Origin of the sequence: Bacillus mycoides, from assembly GCF_001757995.1 — a bacterium.
Classification (GTDB): domain Bacteria; phylum Bacillota; class Bacilli; order Bacillales; family Bacillaceae_G; genus Bacillus_A; species Bacillus_A mycoides_B.
The window spans coordinates 37,155-58,214 of record NZ_LXLV01000045.1 but is presented as its reverse complement, the minus strand read 5'-3'; the positions used below and the strand labels follow the sequence as shown (position 1 = coordinate 58,214).

The 21,060-nt window shown below is 34.9% G+C and carries 19 protein-coding genes, 1 pseudogene and 1 riboswitch; of the genes and pseudogenes, 14 read left to right on the top strand and 6 right to left on the bottom strand.

Translation table 11 applies throughout. From position 1 onward, the window contains the following. Positions 1-292: 292 nt before the first annotated feature. On the bottom strand, positions 293-583 hold the full coding sequence (locus tag BWGOE10_RS15820) for a hypothetical protein (RefSeq protein WP_070143968.1): 291 nt from the start codon (positions 581-583) through the stop codon (positions 293-295). A 103-nt stretch (positions 584-686) separates the two neighbouring features. Between BWGOE10_RS15820 and BWGOE10_RS15815 the strand changes: the two genes are divergently transcribed. From BWGOE10_RS15815 to BWGOE10_RS15795, 6 genes are all read left to right on the top strand, one after another. Further along, positions 687-1,109, top strand: coding sequence for a hypothetical protein (locus BWGOE10_RS15815; protein WP_070143967.1), 423 nt, complete (start codon positions 687-689; stop codon positions 1,107-1,109). A 215-nt stretch (positions 1,110-1,324) separates the two neighbouring features. Continuing rightward, a complete protein-coding gene (locus tag BWGOE10_RS15810; protein ID WP_070143966.1) occupies positions 1,325-2,770 on the top strand; it encodes a L,D-transpeptidase family protein in 1,446 nt (481 codons plus the stop codon). 358 nt (positions 2,771-3,128) lie between these two features. Beyond that, positions 3,129-3,344, top strand: a complete 216-nt coding sequence (locus tag BWGOE10_RS15805; RefSeq protein ID WP_002161189.1) for a hypothetical protein — start codon at positions 3,129-3,131, stop codon at positions 3,342-3,344. Between the two features lie 236 nt (positions 3,345-3,580). Then, entirely contained in the window at positions 3,581-3,967 is a 387-nt protein-coding gene (locus tag BWGOE10_RS15800) for a DUF1259 domain-containing protein (protein ID WP_070144030.1), read from the top strand. A 515-nt stretch (positions 3,968-4,482) separates the two neighbouring features. After that, positions 4,483-4,644, top strand: coding sequence for a hypothetical protein (locus BWGOE10_RS32915; RefSeq protein ID WP_170961029.1), 162 nt, complete (start codon positions 4,483-4,485; stop codon positions 4,642-4,644). A 769-nt stretch (positions 4,645-5,413) separates the two neighbouring features. Next, positions 5,414-6,721 (top strand): condensation domain-containing protein, encoded by a 1,308-nt coding sequence (locus BWGOE10_RS15795; protein WP_070143965.1) that lies wholly within the window; start codon positions 5,414-5,416, stop codon positions 6,719-6,721. A gap of 186 nt (positions 6,722-6,907) precedes the next feature. Here BWGOE10_RS15795 and BWGOE10_RS15790 read toward each other — a convergent pair whose 3' ends face one another. Beyond that, positions 6,908-7,231, bottom strand: coding sequence for a hypothetical protein (locus BWGOE10_RS15790; RefSeq protein WP_070143964.1), 324 nt, complete (start codon positions 7,229-7,231; stop codon positions 6,908-6,910). A gap of 145 nt (positions 7,232-7,376) precedes the next feature. Further along, the gene (locus BWGOE10_RS15785) at positions 7,377-7,769 is read right to left on the bottom strand and encodes a VOC family protein (protein ID WP_070143963.1); all 393 of its coding nucleotides are present in this window, start codon (positions 7,767-7,769) and stop codon (positions 7,377-7,379) included. A 113-nt stretch (positions 7,770-7,882) separates the two neighbouring features. Between BWGOE10_RS15785 and BWGOE10_RS15780 the strand changes: the two genes are divergently transcribed. Together BWGOE10_RS15780 and BWGOE10_RS15775 are read left to right on the top strand one after the other, a co-directional pair. Next, complete coding sequence (locus BWGOE10_RS15780; RefSeq protein ID WP_070143962.1) at positions 7,883-10,192, top strand: AAA domain-containing protein; 2,310 nt, start codon at positions 7,883-7,885, stop codon at positions 10,190-10,192. Positions 10,193-10,268: 76 nt separating this feature from the next. After that, positions 10,269-10,370, top strand: a riboswitch (SAM riboswitch). Between the two features lie 131 nt (positions 10,371-10,501). Next, positions 10,502-11,707 (top strand): M20 family metallopeptidase, encoded by a 1,206-nt coding sequence (locus BWGOE10_RS15775; RefSeq protein ID WP_070143961.1) that lies wholly within the window; start codon positions 10,502-10,504, stop codon positions 11,705-11,707. 135 nt (positions 11,708-11,842) lie between these two features. Here BWGOE10_RS15775 and BWGOE10_RS15770 read toward each other — a convergent pair whose 3' ends face one another. Further along, entirely contained in the window at positions 11,843-12,283 is a 441-nt protein-coding gene (locus BWGOE10_RS15770; RefSeq protein ID WP_001178565.1) for an Lrp/AsnC family transcriptional regulator, read from the bottom strand. A 289-nt stretch (positions 12,284-12,572) separates the two neighbouring features. Here BWGOE10_RS15770 and BWGOE10_RS15765 point away from each other — a divergent pair, with 289 nt between their 5' ends. From BWGOE10_RS15765 to BWGOE10_RS15740, 6 genes and pseudogenes are all read left to right on the top strand, one after another. Continuing rightward, on the top strand, positions 12,573-13,337 hold the full coding sequence (locus BWGOE10_RS15765) for an SDR family oxidoreductase (RefSeq protein ID WP_070143960.1): 765 nt from the start codon (positions 12,573-12,575) through the stop codon (positions 13,335-13,337). A gap of 260 nt (positions 13,338-13,597) precedes the next feature. Next, entirely contained in the window at positions 13,598-14,161 is a 564-nt protein-coding gene (locus tag BWGOE10_RS15760) for a class I SAM-dependent methyltransferase (RefSeq protein WP_081338148.1), read from the top strand. A gap of 75 nt (positions 14,162-14,236) precedes the next feature. Further along, positions 14,237-15,202 (top strand): phosphotransferase, encoded by a 966-nt coding sequence (locus BWGOE10_RS15755; RefSeq protein ID WP_070143958.1) that lies wholly within the window; start codon positions 14,237-14,239, stop codon positions 15,200-15,202. After that, positions 15,183-15,695, top strand: a pseudogene (locus tag BWGOE10_RS15750) (DJ-1/PfpI family protein); the annotation flags it as partial. The gene BWGOE10_RS15755 and the pseudogene BWGOE10_RS15750, both read left to right, overlap by 20 nt. Before the next feature lie 828 nt (positions 15,696-16,523). Then, a complete protein-coding gene (locus tag BWGOE10_RS15745; RefSeq protein ID WP_070143957.1) occupies positions 16,524-16,841 on the top strand; it encodes a winged helix-turn-helix transcriptional regulator in 318 nt (105 codons plus the stop codon). Positions 16,842-16,991: 150 nt separating this feature from the next. Next, positions 16,992-17,627, top strand: coding sequence for an FMN-dependent NADH-azoreductase (locus tag BWGOE10_RS15740; RefSeq protein ID WP_070143956.1), 636 nt, complete (start codon positions 16,992-16,994; stop codon positions 17,625-17,627). A 311-nt stretch (positions 17,628-17,938) separates the two neighbouring features. Here the strand turns inward: BWGOE10_RS15740 and BWGOE10_RS15735 are convergent, their stop codons facing one another. Together BWGOE10_RS15735 and BWGOE10_RS15730 are read right to left on the bottom strand one after the other, a co-directional pair. Next, positions 17,939-18,895: an AEC family transporter gene (locus BWGOE10_RS15735; protein ID WP_070143955.1), complete on the bottom strand. Its 957-nt coding sequence runs from the start codon at positions 18,893-18,895 to the stop codon at positions 17,939-17,941. Between the two features lie 122 nt (positions 18,896-19,017). Beyond that, positions 19,018-20,736 (bottom strand): NAD-dependent malic enzyme, encoded by a 1,719-nt coding sequence (locus tag BWGOE10_RS15730; protein ID WP_070143954.1) that lies wholly within the window; start codon positions 20,734-20,736, stop codon positions 19,018-19,020. Positions 20,737-21,060: the final 324 nt, after the last annotated feature.

Genomic DNA, 21,060 nt, shown 5'->3' with positions numbered 1-21,060 from the left:
TAGTGAAAGGTTACTTAATAAGCTAGATGAGTAAGTTATTCACGCTTACTCATTATTCTTTAAAGGCGAAGTAAGGGGAGTCAAATGGCGTCCCTTACTTCGCTTAATTTATTTTAAAGCACGTTCTAAACTTTCAATGAATCATTTGTTATATAATGGAATTACTGGAACGTGAGAGGGATGATTATATGAGTACAACATTAAGATGGGTCATATACACGATACTTAGCATTTCAATAATATTAATACTCTTTGTAGGGTACGGAGTATATTCGTATTTTACATCGTAAAATTAAGTGAAATGGTAACCGAACCAAAGGAATAATAAAATAATTGCTGTATTAAATAACGTAAAGGTTAAACCGATAATAGATAAAATTTTCTTTTCGGTACGACTACAAAAAGAGATAACTGCTAATATAATTGCTATAACAGCGGAAGCTAATATGAAGTACGCGAAAGGAACCACGTATTCTACTCCAACTCTGTCTAAAATAGGTGAGAAGAGAAAGAGATTAATAGTGACGAATATACTTACAATGAGAAACGTATAACTTTTCCAAGTGTATGTTTTCAGTTGCATGGAATGGCACTCCTTCCTTATTAGTGTTTATATGTCTAATTGTAAGATATTTACCTTTTTTTTACAATTGGAGATGCTTTTTATTAAAAAGAGGAGGACTAATATGCGAATTAGAAAATTGATTTTAGTTTTTGTTGCTATTTGTATATTCATAGTAACAGGCTGTTCAAATATACTAGGAAATGAAGATCAAAGAATCGAAGTGCAAAAACGTGTTGGTGATGATGAATATGAAGATCTTAAGATAGTGACAGACAATAATCAGGTGTTGCAAGTAAAGAAAATATTAAATGATACTCATTTTGAAAATAAAAAAGCGGAAATGTCTCGTTCAGCTGATTATCAATTTATTTTTCAGTTTAAAAATCCGAAAATAGAGGCGAAAGCTGTGTTGTATCAAATTTGGATAAGTCCTAATAAAGATAAAGTAGAAGTAATGGCGGGGGATAATCGGTATGCTCAATTAGAAGGAAAAAATGCAGTCACTTTGTTTTTGATTGTTACGGGAGAGAAGTTAGCTGAATAAAAGTATATGGTACTTAACTTTTGGGTGTTTATTGTAATAAGTTACTACTTGTAAGGGACTATTCAATGTGTTGTTCTATTAAAAAAACTAAAGTTGATTAAGTAAATGCGATAAAACCTGGTCAAAAATAATGAAATTTCAGGAAAAATAAGGTACACTAGTCAATGGTTTTGATTTAAAATCGATTGACGTTAATGTATATGGGGGAAAGATTGATGAACAACAATACAGTAAATGAATCAGTTGAAGAAGTTGATAAAAAACGAGTAAGATCAAGCAAACGTTTTACAAATTGGAAGTTTATCGCAGCGGGTGTTGGTATAATTGCACTTCTCATTGGGGGAATGAGTTATTATCAGGCAACTCACTTCAATTCGAATGTTACGATTAATGACACCAATGTTGGTGGTTTGAGTGCTGATCAGGCAATACAGAAATTAAAAACATCTGGACTAGCAAACAAAGTCTATGTCGATCAACAACAAATTTTAGATGAAAAAGATACAAAAACGGAACTTACGGAAAAAGATTTGCCTCAAGTTAAGAAACTATTAAAAAGCCAGTGGACATTTTTCCCTTCTTCAAAGGAAAAAAATTATTCATTGCTACCGGACAAGGCGGATCAGTATCGTAGTGAAACGATGAAAAAACTTGTAGAAGAAAAGCTCATCTCTATGAATGAAAAATTAAAAGCGCCTCAAGATGCTATGGCGAAGCTTGAACAAGGAAAAGTTGTTATTTCGAAGAGCGTTGATGGAAAACAGTATGACGTTACTAGTCTACTGAAAGATTACGACAAGCAGAAGTATAAAAGTGAAATTCATCTGAAGTCTACATACATAAAGCCTATTAAAGAAGACGATCCGATTGTCAAAAAAGAGGAGGAAGCACTACAAAATCTTCTTCAACAGTCCGTTGAGTATAAAGTGCAGAATGAAGTTTATCCTTTAAAAGCAAAAGATTTAATTCAAAATGCCTCTATGTCAAAGGATATGAAAGTTACAATCGATGCGAGCGACATTAAGAATAAGATTACTGAAATTAATAATGCTAAATCAACGTTAAATAAAGATTTCGCATTTAAAACTCATTCTGGTTCGGTCATATCAGTAAAAGGGCAAGGCTATGGCTGGGCACTAGATGTTGAAAAAGAAACAAAACAAGTTCAACAAGCCTTTGAGAAAGGCGAAAAATCACTTTCTGCTTCTAATATTCACGGAAATGGTTGGAAGAAGGAAGGGATCGGTTATGAAACAACATCGAATAATGGCATCGGAGACACGTATGCGGAAGTTTCAATTGCAGAGCAACAAATTTGGATTTACAAAGATGGAAATTTAGTAGTTACAACAAATGTAGTAACTGGTAAACATAGCACGAGTGAAGATACATCACCAGGTGTGTGGTACGTCCTATATAAACGAACACCATACACACTCAAAGGTAGCGCTGTAGGTAAAGCTGATTATGCCGTTAAGGTAGATTACTGGGTTCCATTCACAAATAGTGGTCAAGGATTTCATGATGCAGGCTGGCGAAAAGACTGGGCAAATAATGCCTATTTAACAGGGGGATCAGGCGGATGTGTTAACCTTGTTCCTAATGTAGCAAAAACTGTGTATGATAGTTTGAACACTAATGATCCAGTTATCGTGTACTAGAAAATAGCTACTATCAAAAACTTAAACGAATAAACAAAGCAGGAAATTTTACCTGATGATACATGAAAAAACACCTCTTGAATTCGCATATTTAGTGTGCAAATTCAATGGAGGTGTTTTTTGTTTGAAGAAAAGAGTTCATTGCCTGTAAGAAACGAAGTGGAAAGAGATTGAGGTGAAAAATAGGTATTCAAATAGTCAATAAAATTGACACTGAATATCATTTTCATTTATTATGAAGTCGTCACATGTAATTGGACATGATTTTTGTGAAAAAGTTTACTTTTTTATTAATATAATAGATTTCTATTAAGGTGTCCCATTTAAGAATTTAAACGTAGGAAAGGGTAATATAAAAATGAACTGGAAAAAAGGCGGATTATGGATTATTATTTTTTTCATTGTAAAAGGTACGATTTCTACACTTTTAATTGTTACAGGTGCTAAATATTTTGATTTATCATTTATGCAACTTTTCGTACTAATACTGATCTTATTACTGATTTCTCTCATAAGTCGAAAATTGCTGTATAGACATAAACAAAATAAAAAACAAAAAGAGCTAAATATATAATGAAGCCCCAGAGACCTTTGGATTTCTGGGGTTTTACTTATAAAAATTTATAGTTCATAAAACAAAAAATTCTGTACCATTTAAACTCTGATAACAATTCAAATGATCAAGAATAATTGAGCTAACAGATTTCGTTAGATTGCCATCATCTTTTTTATAATAGAATAGATTCATTACCGTTTCAGACCTATGTATTCATTCATAACCTAACAGTAAAAGGGGGGATGATTGAAGGTATGGCGATTAATGAGGAATCAATTTGTCAACAGTTTGCAAGAATTATCGGTGGCCAAGAAGGATTCGCCGGTGGGAAATGCGTGGCAACAATAAACCGGGATGAAATACGCGCAACAATCTTGGGGAAACGTTTTAGAGTAACAACTTCCTTCTCATTCGAATCACGAGATAATAAAACTGGACGGGCATTATGCTTAGGCCGGGTAGCACTCTTGCAAAAGGAAGTTACTGAATTTGTTGCTACAATTATTAAACAAGGAATAATAGTTTCGTCTATACACAATGAGTGGTTATGTGATGATCCAAATTTGATTTATGTTAATATCGAAGACGTTGATGATCCACTAATTTTTGCAAGAAAAGTTAGAAGAGCGTTATGCAATTAACCAATTTTATTAGTTAAATGAGTGATTTTGTTAATTAGAATATTTCAGCGTGTTGAATGGTATATTTGGAAAATAGATTTAAGTGAATGGTTTTATAAAGTGAAAGAAGGCGTTCCATATTTGGAATGTCTTTTCTTGATGTTTTTTTCTAATGTGGGTTGTTAAATTATTTTAATTGACTATATGTTGCTTATCTTGCAACAACAAGAACTGGGTGAGGTATTTTAACTTGATGGCGATGAGCCACGATTGTGGAAAATCTCCAGGCTTTTATTAGCTGGTTAGTTGAAGAAGAATTTGTTCCGCAGCCCGTAAGTTATTATAGTACAAAAAAATAAAATTCTCCGCCTGCAATCCCTTCAAATCGGTCAATCTCCGCGTCTTTTGAATTCTCTGAAAGTTACTGAACCCAAGTCAAATAAAGATACCATCTCTAGCAAAATAATTAACTATCCTATGCAAGAAAGTTGAGGTAGTTAATAGCATATGTTTTATTGAAAGGGTGTGATTGAACTATGGAACGGCCGAATTGGGGAATTGGAGGATTAGTATTTGTTGGTTGCATGTTTCTTGGTGGAGGAGTGGGATCTATGTTAGGTAGTGCCCAAACTGGATGGCTAATAGGAATGGGTGCTGGATTTCTTGGGATGGCTTTAACGAGACTAATCAGAAAGTAATATAACGGGGATTCTTCTTCCGGTAAATGAGGAAATATGTAATTAATTAATTAATACAATAAGAGCTATTATAGTTAGAAGTTTTTCTTTTGTATTGGTTTTTTCTAAATTTCTTCCATACATAGATATGATTTTCAAGTTGGAGGATGGCACCTTAGGGTGTTTTTTTTATGCTCTCTAAAAAGGTCTGAACATATAATAGCCGAGTTTTTCCACCCATCAAGCTAAGATTTTAAAATAACCCCAAAATAAAAACTTGATAGCTCTACGATTATTTATGAAGACCTAGTTAGTTTGGAAGTTTGAAAATGATGAGGTGATACAAGTGCAAACAGGAGTTATTTGTAAACAATGTAATAATGAATACAAACATCTAAAGCAATATGATAAAAGGTTGGTGGTCCTCCATGCCCATCAACCTTTTATTATGAAGTAACACCTGAACGTATTATATTATTGGTTTTTATTAACAGACATAAAAATAATTTATTTGTTTTATTGATAATTCCTAAACACCATTATAAAATGTTTGTATATACATAAACTAAATCAATTTTCGTTTGATTTTCCTGGAATAGATAGGAAGTATTAATAATAATAAAATAATGGTTATATCACCTACAAAGAGCCGCGGAAAGAATGGAACCAGTACGGAAAAGATACTTTTGTAAAAAATTCAAAAAATAATAATTATTTACTCTTGAAGAAAATTTACAACCATATGGAGAATAAGGTTATACAAAAAAAGTCTTAAAAGGGGGACGGAATTATGGAACAAAGAAAGTTTTCAGTAACACCTCAAGATCGAATGAATTATGTATTAGGTCTTTATTCTGCAGATCAACAAATTAATGCAGTTCTTTATTTTCCTGTAGGTATATCAAAGAAAATACTTGAACAATCAGTAAGGATAACGTTACAATTGCAGCCGGTTTTGAACAGCCGTTTTGTAGAAAATGATATTCCTTACTGGGAGGAACATTCATCGGGCACTAACTCACCTATTTGCCTTTTTGCAGAAGGAAATGATCAAGAACTTGAAATAATGGCCATAGATTTTATTCAGGAACCTGGTGATCGTATCCAGGGGCCTATGGTTCAAACAAAATTATTACGAGGCACTACAACAGATATGTTAGTTGTGAAATTATCTCATCTATGTTCAGACGGTGCAGGGGTCAAGGAATATATTAATTTGCTTGGAGCAATTTATACTCAACTTTCCTTAGGACGATCTAAGGATCAAATTGTAAAGGAATTTAGTGAGGGAAATGAGAGTTTTCGAGATCAATCACATGTATTCAAATATGCTGGAATATCGGACATAAAAAGTGCGTATCGTCCTAACCAAGAACAACAGGCATCGTTATGGTCTTTTCCATCTCAACCCAACAAAAATAAATCCCCTCAAATGTCCATACGGCGGTTGAGCCATGAGCAATCTCTACGTCTAACCCAATGGACAAAAGCACAACAGGCTACCTTGAATGATGTAATCATGACTGCATACTTCCGAGCTTTATCACATTTCACTGTGTATGCAGAACCTCGCACGGCAGAAAAAATGATCGGTTTAACAATTGATTTACGTCGATATCTGCCTAATTATACAACTGGTGCTATTTGCAACTTATCCGGCATGGAAATGCCAGTGATTAAAATGGAGGATGATGAATCATTTAATCAGACTCTCGTTCGAATTAAACAATCAATGGATAAAATAAAGTCTCAAAATCCAGGTCTTTCTTCAGCAGCAGGAATGGAGCTACTGGCAGGAATGAAGCTATCTGTGGTGAAGGAAATGTATAATCAGCAATACGAACAGGCTTTACAGATGGGGATGGCGTTGCCGCTACTGACAAATTTCGGGGTGATCGCTGATGAACCTATTCAGTTTGGTGAAGTTCAAGCTGAGGACGGGTATATGACATCACCCATTATGTATGCACCATTCTTTTCAATGGGTGCAAGCTCTTATAATGGAAGACTTACATTTACGATTGGTTATCATACACCGGATACATTAAAAGAAAAGGTAGACAAATTTTTAGAAAGTGTTGTTAATCAACTATCATAAATAAAAGAGAAAATAGAGCGGAAATTTCTAGCGGAATTGTATTTTAATGGATCGTCCCCATGTCCATCAAGCTAATATTTTGAAGTATCCCTAAAACGAAAATTTTCTTCGTTTTGGGGAACTACCAATTTCTTAAGTTTATGGGCATGTGGTGATATACCAGTAAGGAAAGAAATAGGGGAACATCTATTTCTTCTTATTTCTATAATGGAATATAACTATTAAGTCGAATGTAACGATAATAATTAGAAGTAACAAGTGTAAAAGTGCTTCAGTTTTCCCGTTTAGCAAAGACTTTATAAAGAAATCCCACTCTTTTTCATAGGGAGGATCTATCCAATTGCGTTGCAGTCCTAACACCATTCCATTTATGAAAAAGACAATGCTTAATAGGATCCTTCCAACAAATACGGCGGCTACTTTTATATTCCACTTCTTTATCAGGATTATATAAAGCATGGGAAATAGTATAAGCACCCAAAAAACAAAGATAAAGACTATATTCATCATTTTATCCCCTAACTCAATGCTTATTAATAAAACTGAGTGGAGTTCAGTTTTCCTCCATTTTATTGTGTGAGGAACTGGAATATACGTTACATTATTGATGATTTATACTTGTAATAAAAAAAGAGCCGGAATTCCGGCTCTTTTTTTATCTCTCCGTCTCAAAAAATTCAATCCATTCTCCATCAGGGCCAGCGAAGAATATGTAACGTGTTCCATCTGGCAATGTTTCGATTTCTTCACCTAGTAAAAATGTTACTTTGTGGCTTTCTAGTCTTTTGATTTCATCTTCTAATGAATCCACTTTAAAGCAAATGTGATGTACTTTTCCTTCTGCTGGAAGAGAAGAGTTATAACCTTCAATTAGTTCGAGTATCGTTTCCTTTGATTCTTCTACGCCTAAAAAAGCGAGTTTTAAGTTTGGGTTTGGATGTCCCATACGTTTAATGAGCTGTAAACCGACTACTTTTTCATAAAATGAAATAGATGTTTCTAAATCTGCAACCATAAGTCCTACGTGTTCAATTCTTCTAACTGGCATGTGCAATCCTTCTTTCTGAAAATTTTATATGTAAAATAATATTGAAAATTAAGAAAATAAGCAAGATAAAAACCTTACAAATTTTAGAGTGTTATATGGTATAGTGAGAAAGTATGTTTGGGGAGACGGAAGGAGATTATTTTATGAATACAACTACTCAGACTCCTTCATTATCGGAAACGATGAAAGAGTGGCATTATGCATTAGCGTATGAAATTAAACATTGGAAGACGATAGGTGGTAGTAAAATTTCTATCATTAACGGTCGTTTTTTATATACAGATTATGAAAGTACAGTATACGTATTTCAGCTTATTTCGGAAGTAAGCTTACCTGAAGGTTCACCAATTCGAATTGAGTTCGATGGTGAGGAAGCGACAGGGGAAGTATTATCTGTACATGGATTAGAAATAGAACTGAAATTAAATGATTATATACAAGGTGAAATAAGAGAAGCTGTGTTATATAGTGAGCCGTGGCAACTTTTAGAGCAGCTGCAAGAGCGATTGAAAGAGGCGCATAAAGATAAGTTGAAACGTAATCGTATAAAGCGTCTTGTTGATGGGACGAGTAGTCCGAAGCATATTGAGAAGATGAAAAATACGAAAAATGAATTGGCGTATCGTTCTTTTTACAATCCGACAACGTACGTGTGGGGACCACCGGGAACAGGGAAGTCTTACAATTTATCGCGTATTATTTCTGCTCATTATCAAAAAGGAAAATCGGTACTTGTGCTAGCTCATAGTAATGCGGCTGTGGACGTATTAATGAGTGAAGTAACGAAGCAAATTGAGAAGAAAAAGAAATGGACACCTGGCGAAATTGTTCGTTACGGTTTTAGTCAACATGAACATATACGAAATCATGAAACGTTACTTGCGTCGAAGTTAGTTGAAACGACGAACGGATCTTGGGGAGAAGAAAGACTCTATTTAGAAGAGACACGACAAGATCTTCGTGAAAAGATTTTATCATATAAAGCGACTTCTGCTGATAAGAAGCGTATACAAGAGATTGAAAGTGATCTTCGAAAGCAAAAAGCGAAAATTAAAGAAGTAGAAAAAGAATACATTGAAAATGCGAAAGTAATCGGTGCGACTTTATCGAAATGTGCCATTGATTCACTTATTTATGAGCGTACATTTGATTTAGTTGTCGTAGATGAAGTAAGTATGGCTTATGTTCCGCAAATCGCATTAGCAGCTTCACTTGGAAAACGTATTGTCGTTTGTGGCGACTTTTTACAATTGCCTCCGATTGCGATGGCAAACCATGAACTCGTTCGAAAATGGCTTGGCGAAGATATGTTTTATCATGCAGGGATTGTTGATTCTGTAAATAAATCAGAAGCACATCCCAACCTTTTTATGTTGCAGGAACAAAGACGTATGCATGCGGATATATCGAAGTTTACGAATTCATTTATTTATAAAAATAGAGTGTACGATCATCCGTCTGTTTCAGAGCGTAAAGAACTTGCGCAACTACAACCGTTCGCAAATGAGGCGAGTGTTTTATTTGATACGAGCTTAATGGGAGCATTTTCTTTAAAAGACGCTGCTTCCGGTTCGCGTTTTAATATTATGTCTGGTTTAGTAGCGATGCAAATGATTTTAATCGGACTGTTAGATGGTGTTCAATCTATCGGTGTAGTTACACCTTACAGGGCGCAGTCGCGCTTTTTATCAACGTGTATTAGAGAAATGTTGCAGAGAACGAAATATCAAAACATACCAGTATTAGCGGCAACAGTTCATAAGTTTCAAGGTTCTGAAAGAGATATGTTGATCTTTGATACGGTTGATAGTTATCCGCAGGAACGTCCTGGTGTGTTATTCTTTGATCATAAAAACCATCGCCTCGTCAATGTAGCAGTAACGAGAGCGAGAGGGAAGTTCATTCAATTATCAGATTGCCATTATATGCGTAAAAATCTTTCGAGGAAACAAGCGTTATCACAATTAACAGCTCATATAGAACGTCACGGAGATGTGTATGATCGCACGACATCAAGACAATTGTGGGAGCGGAAAATTTCGAAACGTTTACGCTGGTTTATGGAAATGAATCTTGAGGAGCCGAAAGGGCTATTAAAAGATATTTTAGCTGCGAAACGAAAAATTGTCATTTCACTTCCAAGTACGAAGCAAGTAGATAAACGAGTATGGCAAGCGTTAATGCGTACGAATGCACAAGTAACGGTATATAGTGACGGACCAGTTCCATTAAAAAATATAAAGTTACAAAGGCAAAACAAAGCGTTCCCGTTTATAGTAATTGATGATGAAATCTTTTGGGCAGGAGCACCGCTCACATCTCAAATGATATTTGAAGGTAGTACGGAATTTCCGTACATATGTGCAAGACTACAAGCACCGGAGACAATTGGTGTATTAAAAGGATTTTTAGATATTCGGTAAATTCGGATAGGAATTCCTTGACTTTTAATCGGAATGAATTTAGAATAAAAAATAATTTAATATAATTTTATGAAAATTCTTATCACGAGAGGTGGAGGGACTGGCCCTACGATACCTCGGCAGCGGATTCTTTATGAATACTGTGCCAATTCCAGCAAGGTAACTTGAAAGATAAGAAAGAAGCTCATTTTGACTGTATATACAGAAGCCTCTTTCTATCTTTTAGAAAGAGGCTTCTGTATATACAGAAGCCTCTTTCTATCTTTTAGAAAGAGGCTTTTTTACGTGAAAATAAAAGGAGGAAGAAAAATGGGAGCGACAGGAGTAACGTCACAAAGAAAAACGATTGAAGAGAGTATAGAAAGAAATAAGGAAAAGTACATAGAAACAAGTCATAATATTCATGCGAATCCAGAGATTGGTAACCAAGAATTTTACGCATCAAGAACGTTAAGTTTATTGCTAGGTAGTGCTGGTTTTCAATTGCAACATAACATAGCTGGTCATGAAACAGGTTTTATCGCACGGAAAAGTTCAGGGAAAAAAGGACCAGTTATCGCATTTTTAGCTGAGTATGATGCTTTACCAGGACTTGGTCATGCGTGTGGTCACAATTTAATTGGCACAATTAGCGTTGCGGCAGCAATCGCGTTATCAGAAACGCTTGAGGAAATCGGCGGAGAAGTTGTCGTGTTCGGAACACCAGCAGAAGAGGGCGGGCCTAATGGTAGCGCAAAATCGAGTTATGTAAAAGCTGGTTTATTTAAAAACATTGATGCGGCGCTTATGATTCATCCGAGCGGAAAAACAGCGACGACGAGTCCATCACTAGCAGTCGATCCACTTGATTTTCATTTTTACGGTAAAACAGCTCACGCCGCAGCTTCACCTGAAGAAGGAATTAACGCATTAGATGCGATTATCCAGCTGTATAACAGTATTAATGCACTTCGCCAACAACTCCCATCAGATGTGAAAATTCATGGCGTCATTACAGAAGGCGGCAAAGCACCTAATATTATTCCTGACTACGCTGCAGCGAGGTTCTTCATCCGCGCAGCAACGAGAAAAAGATGTGCGGAAGTAACAGAAAAAGTAAGAAACATCGCAGAGGGAGCAGCATTAGCAACAGGTGCAAAAGTAAAAATCCATCAATTCCAAAATGAAATCGATGAATTACTCGTAACAAAAACATATAACGACATCGTAGCTGAAGAACTAGAGTTACTAGGTGAAGATGTAAACCGTAAAGAACGACTTGGTATCGGTTCAACCGATGCAGGAAACGTAAGCCAAGTCGTACCGACCATTCACCCGTACATTAAAATCGGCCCAGATGACTTAATTGCACATACGAATGAATTTAGAGAAGCAGCACGTTCAGAACTAGGAGATAAAGCGTTAATTACATCGGCAAAAGCATTAGCGAATACGGCGTATCGATTAATTACGGAAGAAGGGTTGTTAGAGAAGGTGAAGGAAGAGTTTAGGGAGGCGCAGAGGAATCAGGGATAGGGAAGAAGGAGAATTATACCCGGGATTTTTTAGTAGGAAATTGAATGAAAAAAGAACCAGCCTATGGCTGGTTTTATTATATTATAAAAGGATTTTTCCACATACACTTCATATTGCTACCTTAGTACCCTCTTATCAGAACGACAATTTCTCCTCAAACTCACTCTTTAAAACAATTAAAGGAGACGATAATCCAAATTGCATTAAAGAATCTAAAAATGCAGCGAGAGAATCCATCGAATCGCTCATGACCTTCATCATATAATTAAACTCCCCGCTAATTCGATATAAATCTGTTACTTCAGGAGCAGCATTACAAAATTGTATAAAATCAGAGCATTGGCTCGTTTTAAACATGATGAATGCTTGAATGTTTTTATTAATTTTGGAAGGCTCAAATTTCGTTCGGTAAGCCGCTATAACCCCTTGATCTTCAAGCTTGTTAATTCGTTCTTTTACAGCAGGCTGCGTCATTGATATAATTCGTCCTATTTCTGAAACAGAAATTCTCGCATTTTCATATAGTAAGTTCATAATTTTATGATCGATTTCATCCAGTTTTACTGCATTTTGCATTGTGTAGCCTCCTCATTTTGTTTTCTAAAGTAAATAGTAAATTATAACTATAATAACATAAGTTAATTGACTAAATTACCTATAAATCTATATTTAAAATTATTGGTATTTGAATAAAAATATAAGTGTAGAATTTATCCCACTATTTGTGGGCAGTAAGACTCCCACCTCAAAGGTCGGCTGGAGAAAAGAAGTTAGGTGGGGAGATCAACTGCCCGTAAACGCCCGATTGGTGAGGCCTGATTAAAGTTTCACTTTATTAAACGGAAATTTAGGAAGGATGGAAAAAATGAAGAATCTTGATGGAAAAGTAGCGTTAGTAACAGGAGCAAGTCGAGGAATCGGCCGTGCGATTGCGATGAGATTGGCGAAAGATGGGGCATTAGTTGCTGTTCACTATGGCCGAAATAAAACAGCTGCAGATGAAACGATTAGAGAAATTGAATCTAATGGAGGGAGAGCATTCTTAATTGAAGCTGAGCTTAATTCAATTGATGGTGTCAAAAAGCTAGTAGAGCAATTAGAGAATGAACTGCAAACAAGAGTTGATACATCAGAGATTGATATTTTAGTAAACAATGCAGGGATAGGTACACAAGGAACGATTGAAAATACGACAGAAGAAGTTTTTGATGAAATTATGGCTGTAAATATGAAGGCACCGTTCTTTTTAATTCAGCAAACATTACCGCTTCTACGAGAACAAGGACGTATTATTAACATATCATCAGCCGAAGTACGGCTTGGTTTTACAGGATCAATTGCATACGGTTTAAGTAAAGGTGCGCTTAATACGATGACTCTTCCTCTAGCTAAACATCTTGGAGAAAGAGGTATAACAGTGAATACAATTATGCCGGGATATACGAAGACAGATATTAATGCGAAATTGCTAGATAATCCGGAAATACGAAATTTTGCTACGAATTCATCTGTTTTCGGGCGAATAGGGCAAGTTGAAGATATTGCAGATGCAGTAGCGTTCCTTGCTTCTTCTGATAGTCGCTGGGTAACAGGGCAAATTTTAGATGTTTCTGGAGGGTTTTGTTTATAGAAAAAGAAGGAATTTCATAACCATCGGCTTAAAGTCTGTTGTTTTGCTAGTTGGATGGTTATGAAGTGCCACCATTTCGAAAATGTCTTAATTAGTGAGTCATTACGTATTAATATACTTACGTACCACATGTGGAGGTTTTTTTATGTTAAAGAGTTTTGTTGACTTTCTTATTGAACGAACTGGCAGTTTAGTTGAAGAAGGAAAAATTATAGTAAACATAGAAAAGATGAATGAATTGAAATTCTTATGAGGTGAAAATGATGGTAATAAAACAAGAAGAAATGAAAGTAGTAGTTGGAGCTGGAGCATTTAATAACAATCCAGGTTGGATTCAAACGCAAGAAGATGAGCTTAACTTATTAGTTGAAACTACATGGGAAGAAAGATTTGAACATAATTCTATTTCAGCTATTTTAGCAGAGCATGTATGGGAGCATCTTACTTTTGAGGAAGGTGTAAAAGCAGCTGGAATTTGTTATAAATTTTTGAAGCCGTCAGGTCATATTCGGTGCGGTGTCCCTGATGCATTTTTCCAAGATGAAACCTATCAAAATATAGTTCAAGTAGGCGGACCTGGCCCGAAAGACCATCCAGCTGCAAGCCATAAAATCGTTCATAATTATAAAACATTAACGAAAATGTTTGAAACTGCTGGATTTGAAGTAGTTTTACTTGAATATTGTGATGAAAATGGGCAATTTTATTACAATGAATGGGATGCGAACGATGGTGTTATTTTCCGTTCAAAAAGATATGATTCTAGAAATAAAGGAGATAAACTTGGTTTCCCGTCGCTAATTGTTGATGCGATTAAACGGTAAGGCATTAACGGCATGAGTTAGTTTTATAAGTTTATGAGCCGCAAATGCGGCTTTTTTGTTTGAAAGGAGAATAAAGTGGAACACATAATAAAAAATGTATTAATGAACTATTTTAAAGAACTCCATTCATTAGTAGTAGAAGAAGAATTACATAAAAATAGCTGGAATACTGATTTACACTATAAAATTATAGTAAATGGAAATCGATATTCTGCACGGTTCATTAATAGAAAACGAACAATAAATCCAGCTTTTGGAACGTTATCAAATGAACAATTGAAAGAGCAAGTACGGTATACGTATTATTTACGCAAGCATGGGATTCTTTTTATGCAAATGAACAAGAATAGGTCAGGGGAGTCATTTACATTAGTCACTTGGAATGATGAACAGTACCGATTTGTATTGTCTAATTGGATGGAAGGAGAACATATTACACATTGTACAGAAAATATTGCAAAAACCTTCGGAAAGGAAGCAAGAAGGATCCATGATATTTCTAGTACATTTCCAAGCTCGATTTTTCAAAAGAAATCTCATTTGGATGGATATGTTGAGTTTGTAAAAATGTTAGAAAATAAGTACGGGACATGTAAGGAATTGCGGGAGTATATAGATCTTGCTAGATATCATATAGAGTGCGCATATACAAGTGATTTACAGTTTATCGTACAAACAGATTTAAATCCTTTAAATGTTTTATGGGACTCGGCTCAACAAGTAAAAGGAATTATCGATTTTGAGTCTATCGGTTATGTCGACCGCATTGAAGGATTAGCCTTTTTAATAAAATGGTATTCTCGAACAGAAGGGATACAGTCTCATGAAGTATGTTCGAAGGTTGCTAGTGCATTTTTAGAAGGGTATAAGGCTCATAATATTGTAACCTCAAATGATTATAAAAGACTTGCTTCATTATTATGGTTATCCGGTAGTTTGAATTGGAATTTTGTAAAGAAAACGCTAAGTGTGTTAGATGATGTGAGGCGCTTAGAGGAACATTTGAAAGTTTATAGAGTAAGGGGCTCCATTTACGGTTGAATTAGTTTCAAGTGAATCAAAACAAGAAGTTACTACTTCGTTTGGAGTTACGGTTAAACTAAATGATTTTTTACGAATGGATAATCGTCCAGATTTGTTAATTGTACCTGGTGGTGGTTGGAATCATAAAGCTGAACATGGGGCACGAAAGCAAGCAGAGATTGGAACTTTGACCAAAATGATTAGAGAGATGCACAATGAAGGAACAATTGTTGCTGGAGTTTGTACAGGAGGGATGCTATTAGCTGCATCTGGTATATTGAATGATAAAAAGGCAACAATGCACCATTTGGCGCAGAATGAAATGAGTGAATACGGGGGAGAGCTGCGTCCTTATAGAATTGTGGATCAAGGCGATAGTATCACTGCAAGAGGAGTTACTTCAGGAATTGATTTAGGTCTTTGGATTACAGAAAGGTTCGCAAGCTCCAAAATTGCAGCGGCCGTTGAATATAGAATGGAATATGAGAGGCGAAGTGTTGTTTGGGAGTAATTTGAATTCTTTTTATTAGTTTAATCATAGTTTTTTGCTGTAGAGCGTATTGGATATTCTCAAAGAGAAAGAGTCAACTCATACGAGTAGGCTCTTTCATTTATATGCTATTTTCCACCTGTTTTCTTATTTTCTCCGGAATGTCCTTTTCAGAAATAACGTCGTAAGAATAGACATACTTACCTTTCACATGGATTTTCAAGTAAGTTTTTCTTAAATAGGTTTTTTAAAGGAGTGATAATCTTGTATGATTATTCGCTTTTATAAATCGTATTACTCTGTAGATCTTCGTAGCTTTTATGCAAGTGTGTCAGGTATCAAAAAAATTGATCCTTGTTATACAAAATCTCTGTTTTGAATTTTCTGTTTTAATTAATGAGTTCTTGTAAGGATGTTATTTTTTGGATAATAATTTAAGGGATAGAAACTAAAAGAATTTTTTTTATGTCTTATATAATAAAATTTCTTTTATAAACGCAGTATAACTAGAATATTCAAAAAGTAACAACGGTATTACACAAGGTAACCATTAGTAAGTTGACTTCCTTTATGTAACCGCAATACCCTTAATATAATTGTACGTTAAGAAATATATACTCACATAAAAACTCAATGAAATTACATATTAAAAAGAAATAACATGATGTAAATATAGATTTTTTAAAAAATCTTCATCACCAAAATATCTAGGTTACTTTAAATATCCAATTAATTATAAATTCCTACTAAAATAAAGGAATTGTTGTGTTTATTTGATATAATTTATGTGATTACAATAAATGTACGGGGAATGAAAGATTATAAATCATCTATACGGAGGTAAGAGAAATGGATGAACAACGAGACATAGGGCCTAAAATAGAAAAAGGCTTTGAATTAATAGGGAAAAGATGGACAGGACTAATTATTTATGTACTAATGAGTGGTCCTAAACGTTTTAGTGAAATTCATTCAATGATTCCAGATTTAAGTAAACGTATGCTTACAGAAAGAATGAAAGAACTTGAGGATAACGATATGGTAGTACGACATGTGACCGCGGAACGCCCTGTGCGAATAGAGTATTTACTAACAAAAAAAGGAACAGAGTTAGGAAGAATTCTTGGACCAATTAGTCAATGGGCTGAAAGTTGGATAAAAGAGTAAATAAAAAGTCCTTTCAAATACGTAAATCAAACACATATTAAGACAAGACCAAGTGCAATTTCCTAAAAAATATAGTCAATCAATTCAATAAGTAGACAATTCATATTAAAATAATAACTGACTTCATTCTAGAAAGGCAGGAAGGGACAAATGGCAAATCTTCTTTATATTACAGCGCATCCATTTGACGATACCGAATCATACAGTATGGCAGTTGGAAAAGAATTTATTAAATCTTATAAAGAATTAAACCCTTATGATGAAGTTGTTCATCTTGATTTATACAAAGCGGATATTCCATATCTTGATGCTGATGTATTTAATGGATGGAAGAAACTTAGATCTGGCATTCCTTTACATGAATTAACACCTATTGAAATATCAAAAGTAGGACGTCTAGCTGAATTAGGTGGACAATTTGTATTAGCTGACAAGTATGTATTCGTCGCTCCAATGTGGAATTTCTCTATTCCAGCCATTTTAAAAACATATCTTGACGCTGTGGCTGTATCAGGAAAAACATTTAAGTATACAAAAGAAGGGGCGGTAGGATTATTAACAGGTAAAAAAGCATTGCACATTCAGGCACGTGGCGATATTTATTCTGAAGGACCAGAAGCTCGTAAGGAGATGGGGCATCGGTATTTAGAGGTTATGATGGAATTCTTTGGAACATCTTTCTTTGAAGGAATATTTGTCGAAGGGCATAATAAATTTCCAGAGCAAGCTGAAGAAATTAAGGGAAAAGCTATTATTAGAGCTAAAGAAGTTGCTAAATATTTTTAAATATTTTAATCTAAAAACTTTCCTAGGCCTTTCTTCACTTATCTTGTAGCAAATTCATCCCACAATATCATCTCGCTCTATAGTATTACGTACATTAATTTAATCCACCAAAATGATTTTCAGTCGTTTACTCAGATTGTTTTAGGATTATAATTATAACCGTTATCAGTAGGCACTAAAAAAGATGGCTCCGGTAGAATGCGGAAACCATCTTTTAAGTGTTTGATTTTTTAGGTCCTTTTTATTAAACTGTCCATTTTATAGAGTACAGTTCAATTCTTTACAATCTTAATTGATTGACAGTAACTTATTCACATCAACCAAGAAATCAAAAAGGGAAGGGTAACAAGAGACATAAGCGCACTAATAAAAAAGGAAGAGGCTGTCTCACCTGCTAGACTGTCGAATTTCAACGAAATCATAGCAGCTACTGCAGATCCTGGGAATGCTACTAATAAAACTAACTTTGTTACGTCACCTGAAGATAATCCTATTGCAAGCGCAATTCCAAGCATGGCAAGTGGTTGAACGATTACTTTAAGAAGTGCAATCCCAAATGCAGTTGGGCTAAATTGAACTTTACGAATTCCGATTGTGACCCCAACAGCAAATAATGCTGCACCCGATGTAATGCCACCAATTTGCTCTAAACTCTTCGCTAATAAATGTGGTGATTGGAACCCGCATAGCACAAGAATAACCCCAATTAAAGGAACACAGGCTAGCGGCTCTGAAAGACCATGTAAAATTGATTTAACAGTTACTTTCAAAAGACTTTCTTTCTCGTCAGTCTCTTCATTCTGACGTTGACCCACTGCACCAATAATAGTAGCTAATGGATCTAGAATGGCATTCACAACGATTCCTGTAATGGCAATTGGAAGTGCTGCCACGCTTGCTCCAAACAAACTTCCTAAAACCGGCGTTCCCATAAATGCAAAAGTTGGTTGGGCTGAGTTTAAAGAAAACATTGATGCTTCTGTTAATGAAAACTTAAATACGTATTTAGCGATTAACAGGAAAATAATATAAAAACCTACAATACCAATAACTAAGGCAAGTAAAAATGGCCATTTTTCAATTAATGTTTGCTTAGATGTTGTTGTAATCCCCACAAACAGATGGGCTGGTAATGCAAATTTAGTTACTAATGTATTTAATCCTTGTGATGTCTTCGCATCAAATTTTTTAAAATATCCAGCTAAATATCCTAATAGGATGGTAAAGAAAATAGGTGTTAGAATAATAAAGATTTGACTCGTTTCCATTTTAAAATCCTCCATATTTCACTTTGATCTAGGTGTATATCCTTAAATTAAGATTTAACTTCAAAGTGAATAATTTCTAGTAAATACCAATGCTTATCAAGGTGATAGGCATTCATTTAAAACTACATAGTTATCTCCGAATTTTCACTAGCTTTGATTGATTTATAAGTTGGATGCCACATAGCATCTTTTACAGCTTGTTCAACATCTTCTGGAACATGTTGAGCCACGCCATCTTGAATAGCTGCGTTTGCAACTTTAATTGCTACTGCTATAGAAACAGAACGCAAGTCCTTTGTACTTGGAAGTAATGAAGCACCAGCTTTACGACTATCAGTCATATCAGTCACAGCATTTGCAACAGCAGTAAACATACCACTTGTAATCACTTTCGCTTTTACGACAATCGAACCAAGTCCTAAACCAGGGAATACAAATGCATTGTTAGATTGACCAATTTCGTATACTGTACCTTTATAAGAAACGGGATCAAATGGGCTTCCTGTTGCAATTAGTGCTTTTCCATCTGTCCAAGTAAGTAAATCTTGTGGAGTTGCCTCTGCTAATGGCGTTGGGTTTGACATTGGCATAATGACTGGGTGTTCCACATGTTTGGCCATTTCTTTTACGATTTCTTCTGAGAAGGCTCCCGTTACACCTGATGTTCCAATCAGAATAGTAGGTTTTACTTGTTTAATCACTTCCAGAAGAGTTATTTTACCGGACTCATCACGAGCCCAATCTTTTACTTCTTCCGATTTTTGTAAGTAAGGTTTTTGGAAGTTTAAAATACCATCCATATCGTCTGTTAAAAGTCCTCGATAATCAACAGCCCAAAATCTACTATATGCTCCTTCTGTCGAAAGACCATCAAACACCATCGCATTATGAATTTGATCAGCATTACCAATCCCTGCGGCCCCTGGTCCAAATACCACTACTCGATGCTCTCGTAAAGGAACGTCAGTAACTTGAACAGCAGAAAGGATAGCTGCTAATGTAATAGCTCCAGTACCTTCAATGTCATCATTAAATGTTAAAATCTTATCTCCGTATTTCTCAATAATGTTGCGAGCATTGACATTCCCGAAGTCTTCCCAATGTAATAAAGCATTTGGGAACATTTCTAATGCTTTTTCAACATAGGCATCAATAAATTTGTCATATCTTTCGCCTCGAACACGTTCATGTCGATTTCCAATATAAACAGGATCTTGTAACAACTCTTCGTTGTTTGTCCCTACATCTAATACAACAGGTAACACACGGCTGGGATCAATACCAGCAGCTGCTGTGTAAACGGCCAATTTACCAACAGAAATATTAATTCCGTTTGCTCCCCAATCTCCAATGCCCAGAATACTTTCAGAGTCTGTAGCTACAATTAAATCAATATCCTCTGCCTTAACTCCACTATTTGCAAATGCTCTATCAATACCATCTAAATCATTAATAGAAAGATAAACACCGTCTGGACGATGATATTCATGACTATACTCTTGAATGGCTTGTCCAACAGTCGGAGTGTAAATGATAGGTAACATTTCACTAAGATGATCTGTTAGTAATCGATAGAATAATACGGTATTGCGATTAGATAAATCGTTTAACCAAACATTTTTCCGTAAGTTATTAGGCTGTTCTTTAAATTGTCGATAAGCACGTTTAACTTGTTCTTTTAACGTTAAAACTGTTGGAGGTAATATCCCTTCTAAGCTAAGATCTTTACGTTCTTGTTTTGTAAATGCTAATCCTTTATTTAAGAAAGGTTGAGCAAGAAGATCTTTTCCTTTCAAATTCGTTTGAATAGATCCTTTATTGGAAATATTAAATTTATTCATGTAATTGTTCCTTCTTTCTTAAACCCTTAGTGTATTTGATTGCATAACTCAAGGTTACTATTAGTAACTTGTGTCACCCGACGACACTAATAGTAACCAATGTAAATAAAATAAGTCAACAATTTTATTTTTCCTTTTTTTTCTTTTTATTTCCTTCGAATTATTTTTTATAGGCTAGCAACTAAATAGTTATCTCTAAGTAAACATAAATTAAAACTATATAAAATAAGGGTTTTTGTGTGTTCTATTACATTGAGAAATCAATAGGAATAACTTAGAAAATAAGAAACCATATAGACGATTTAATTAGAAAAGAAAATATAA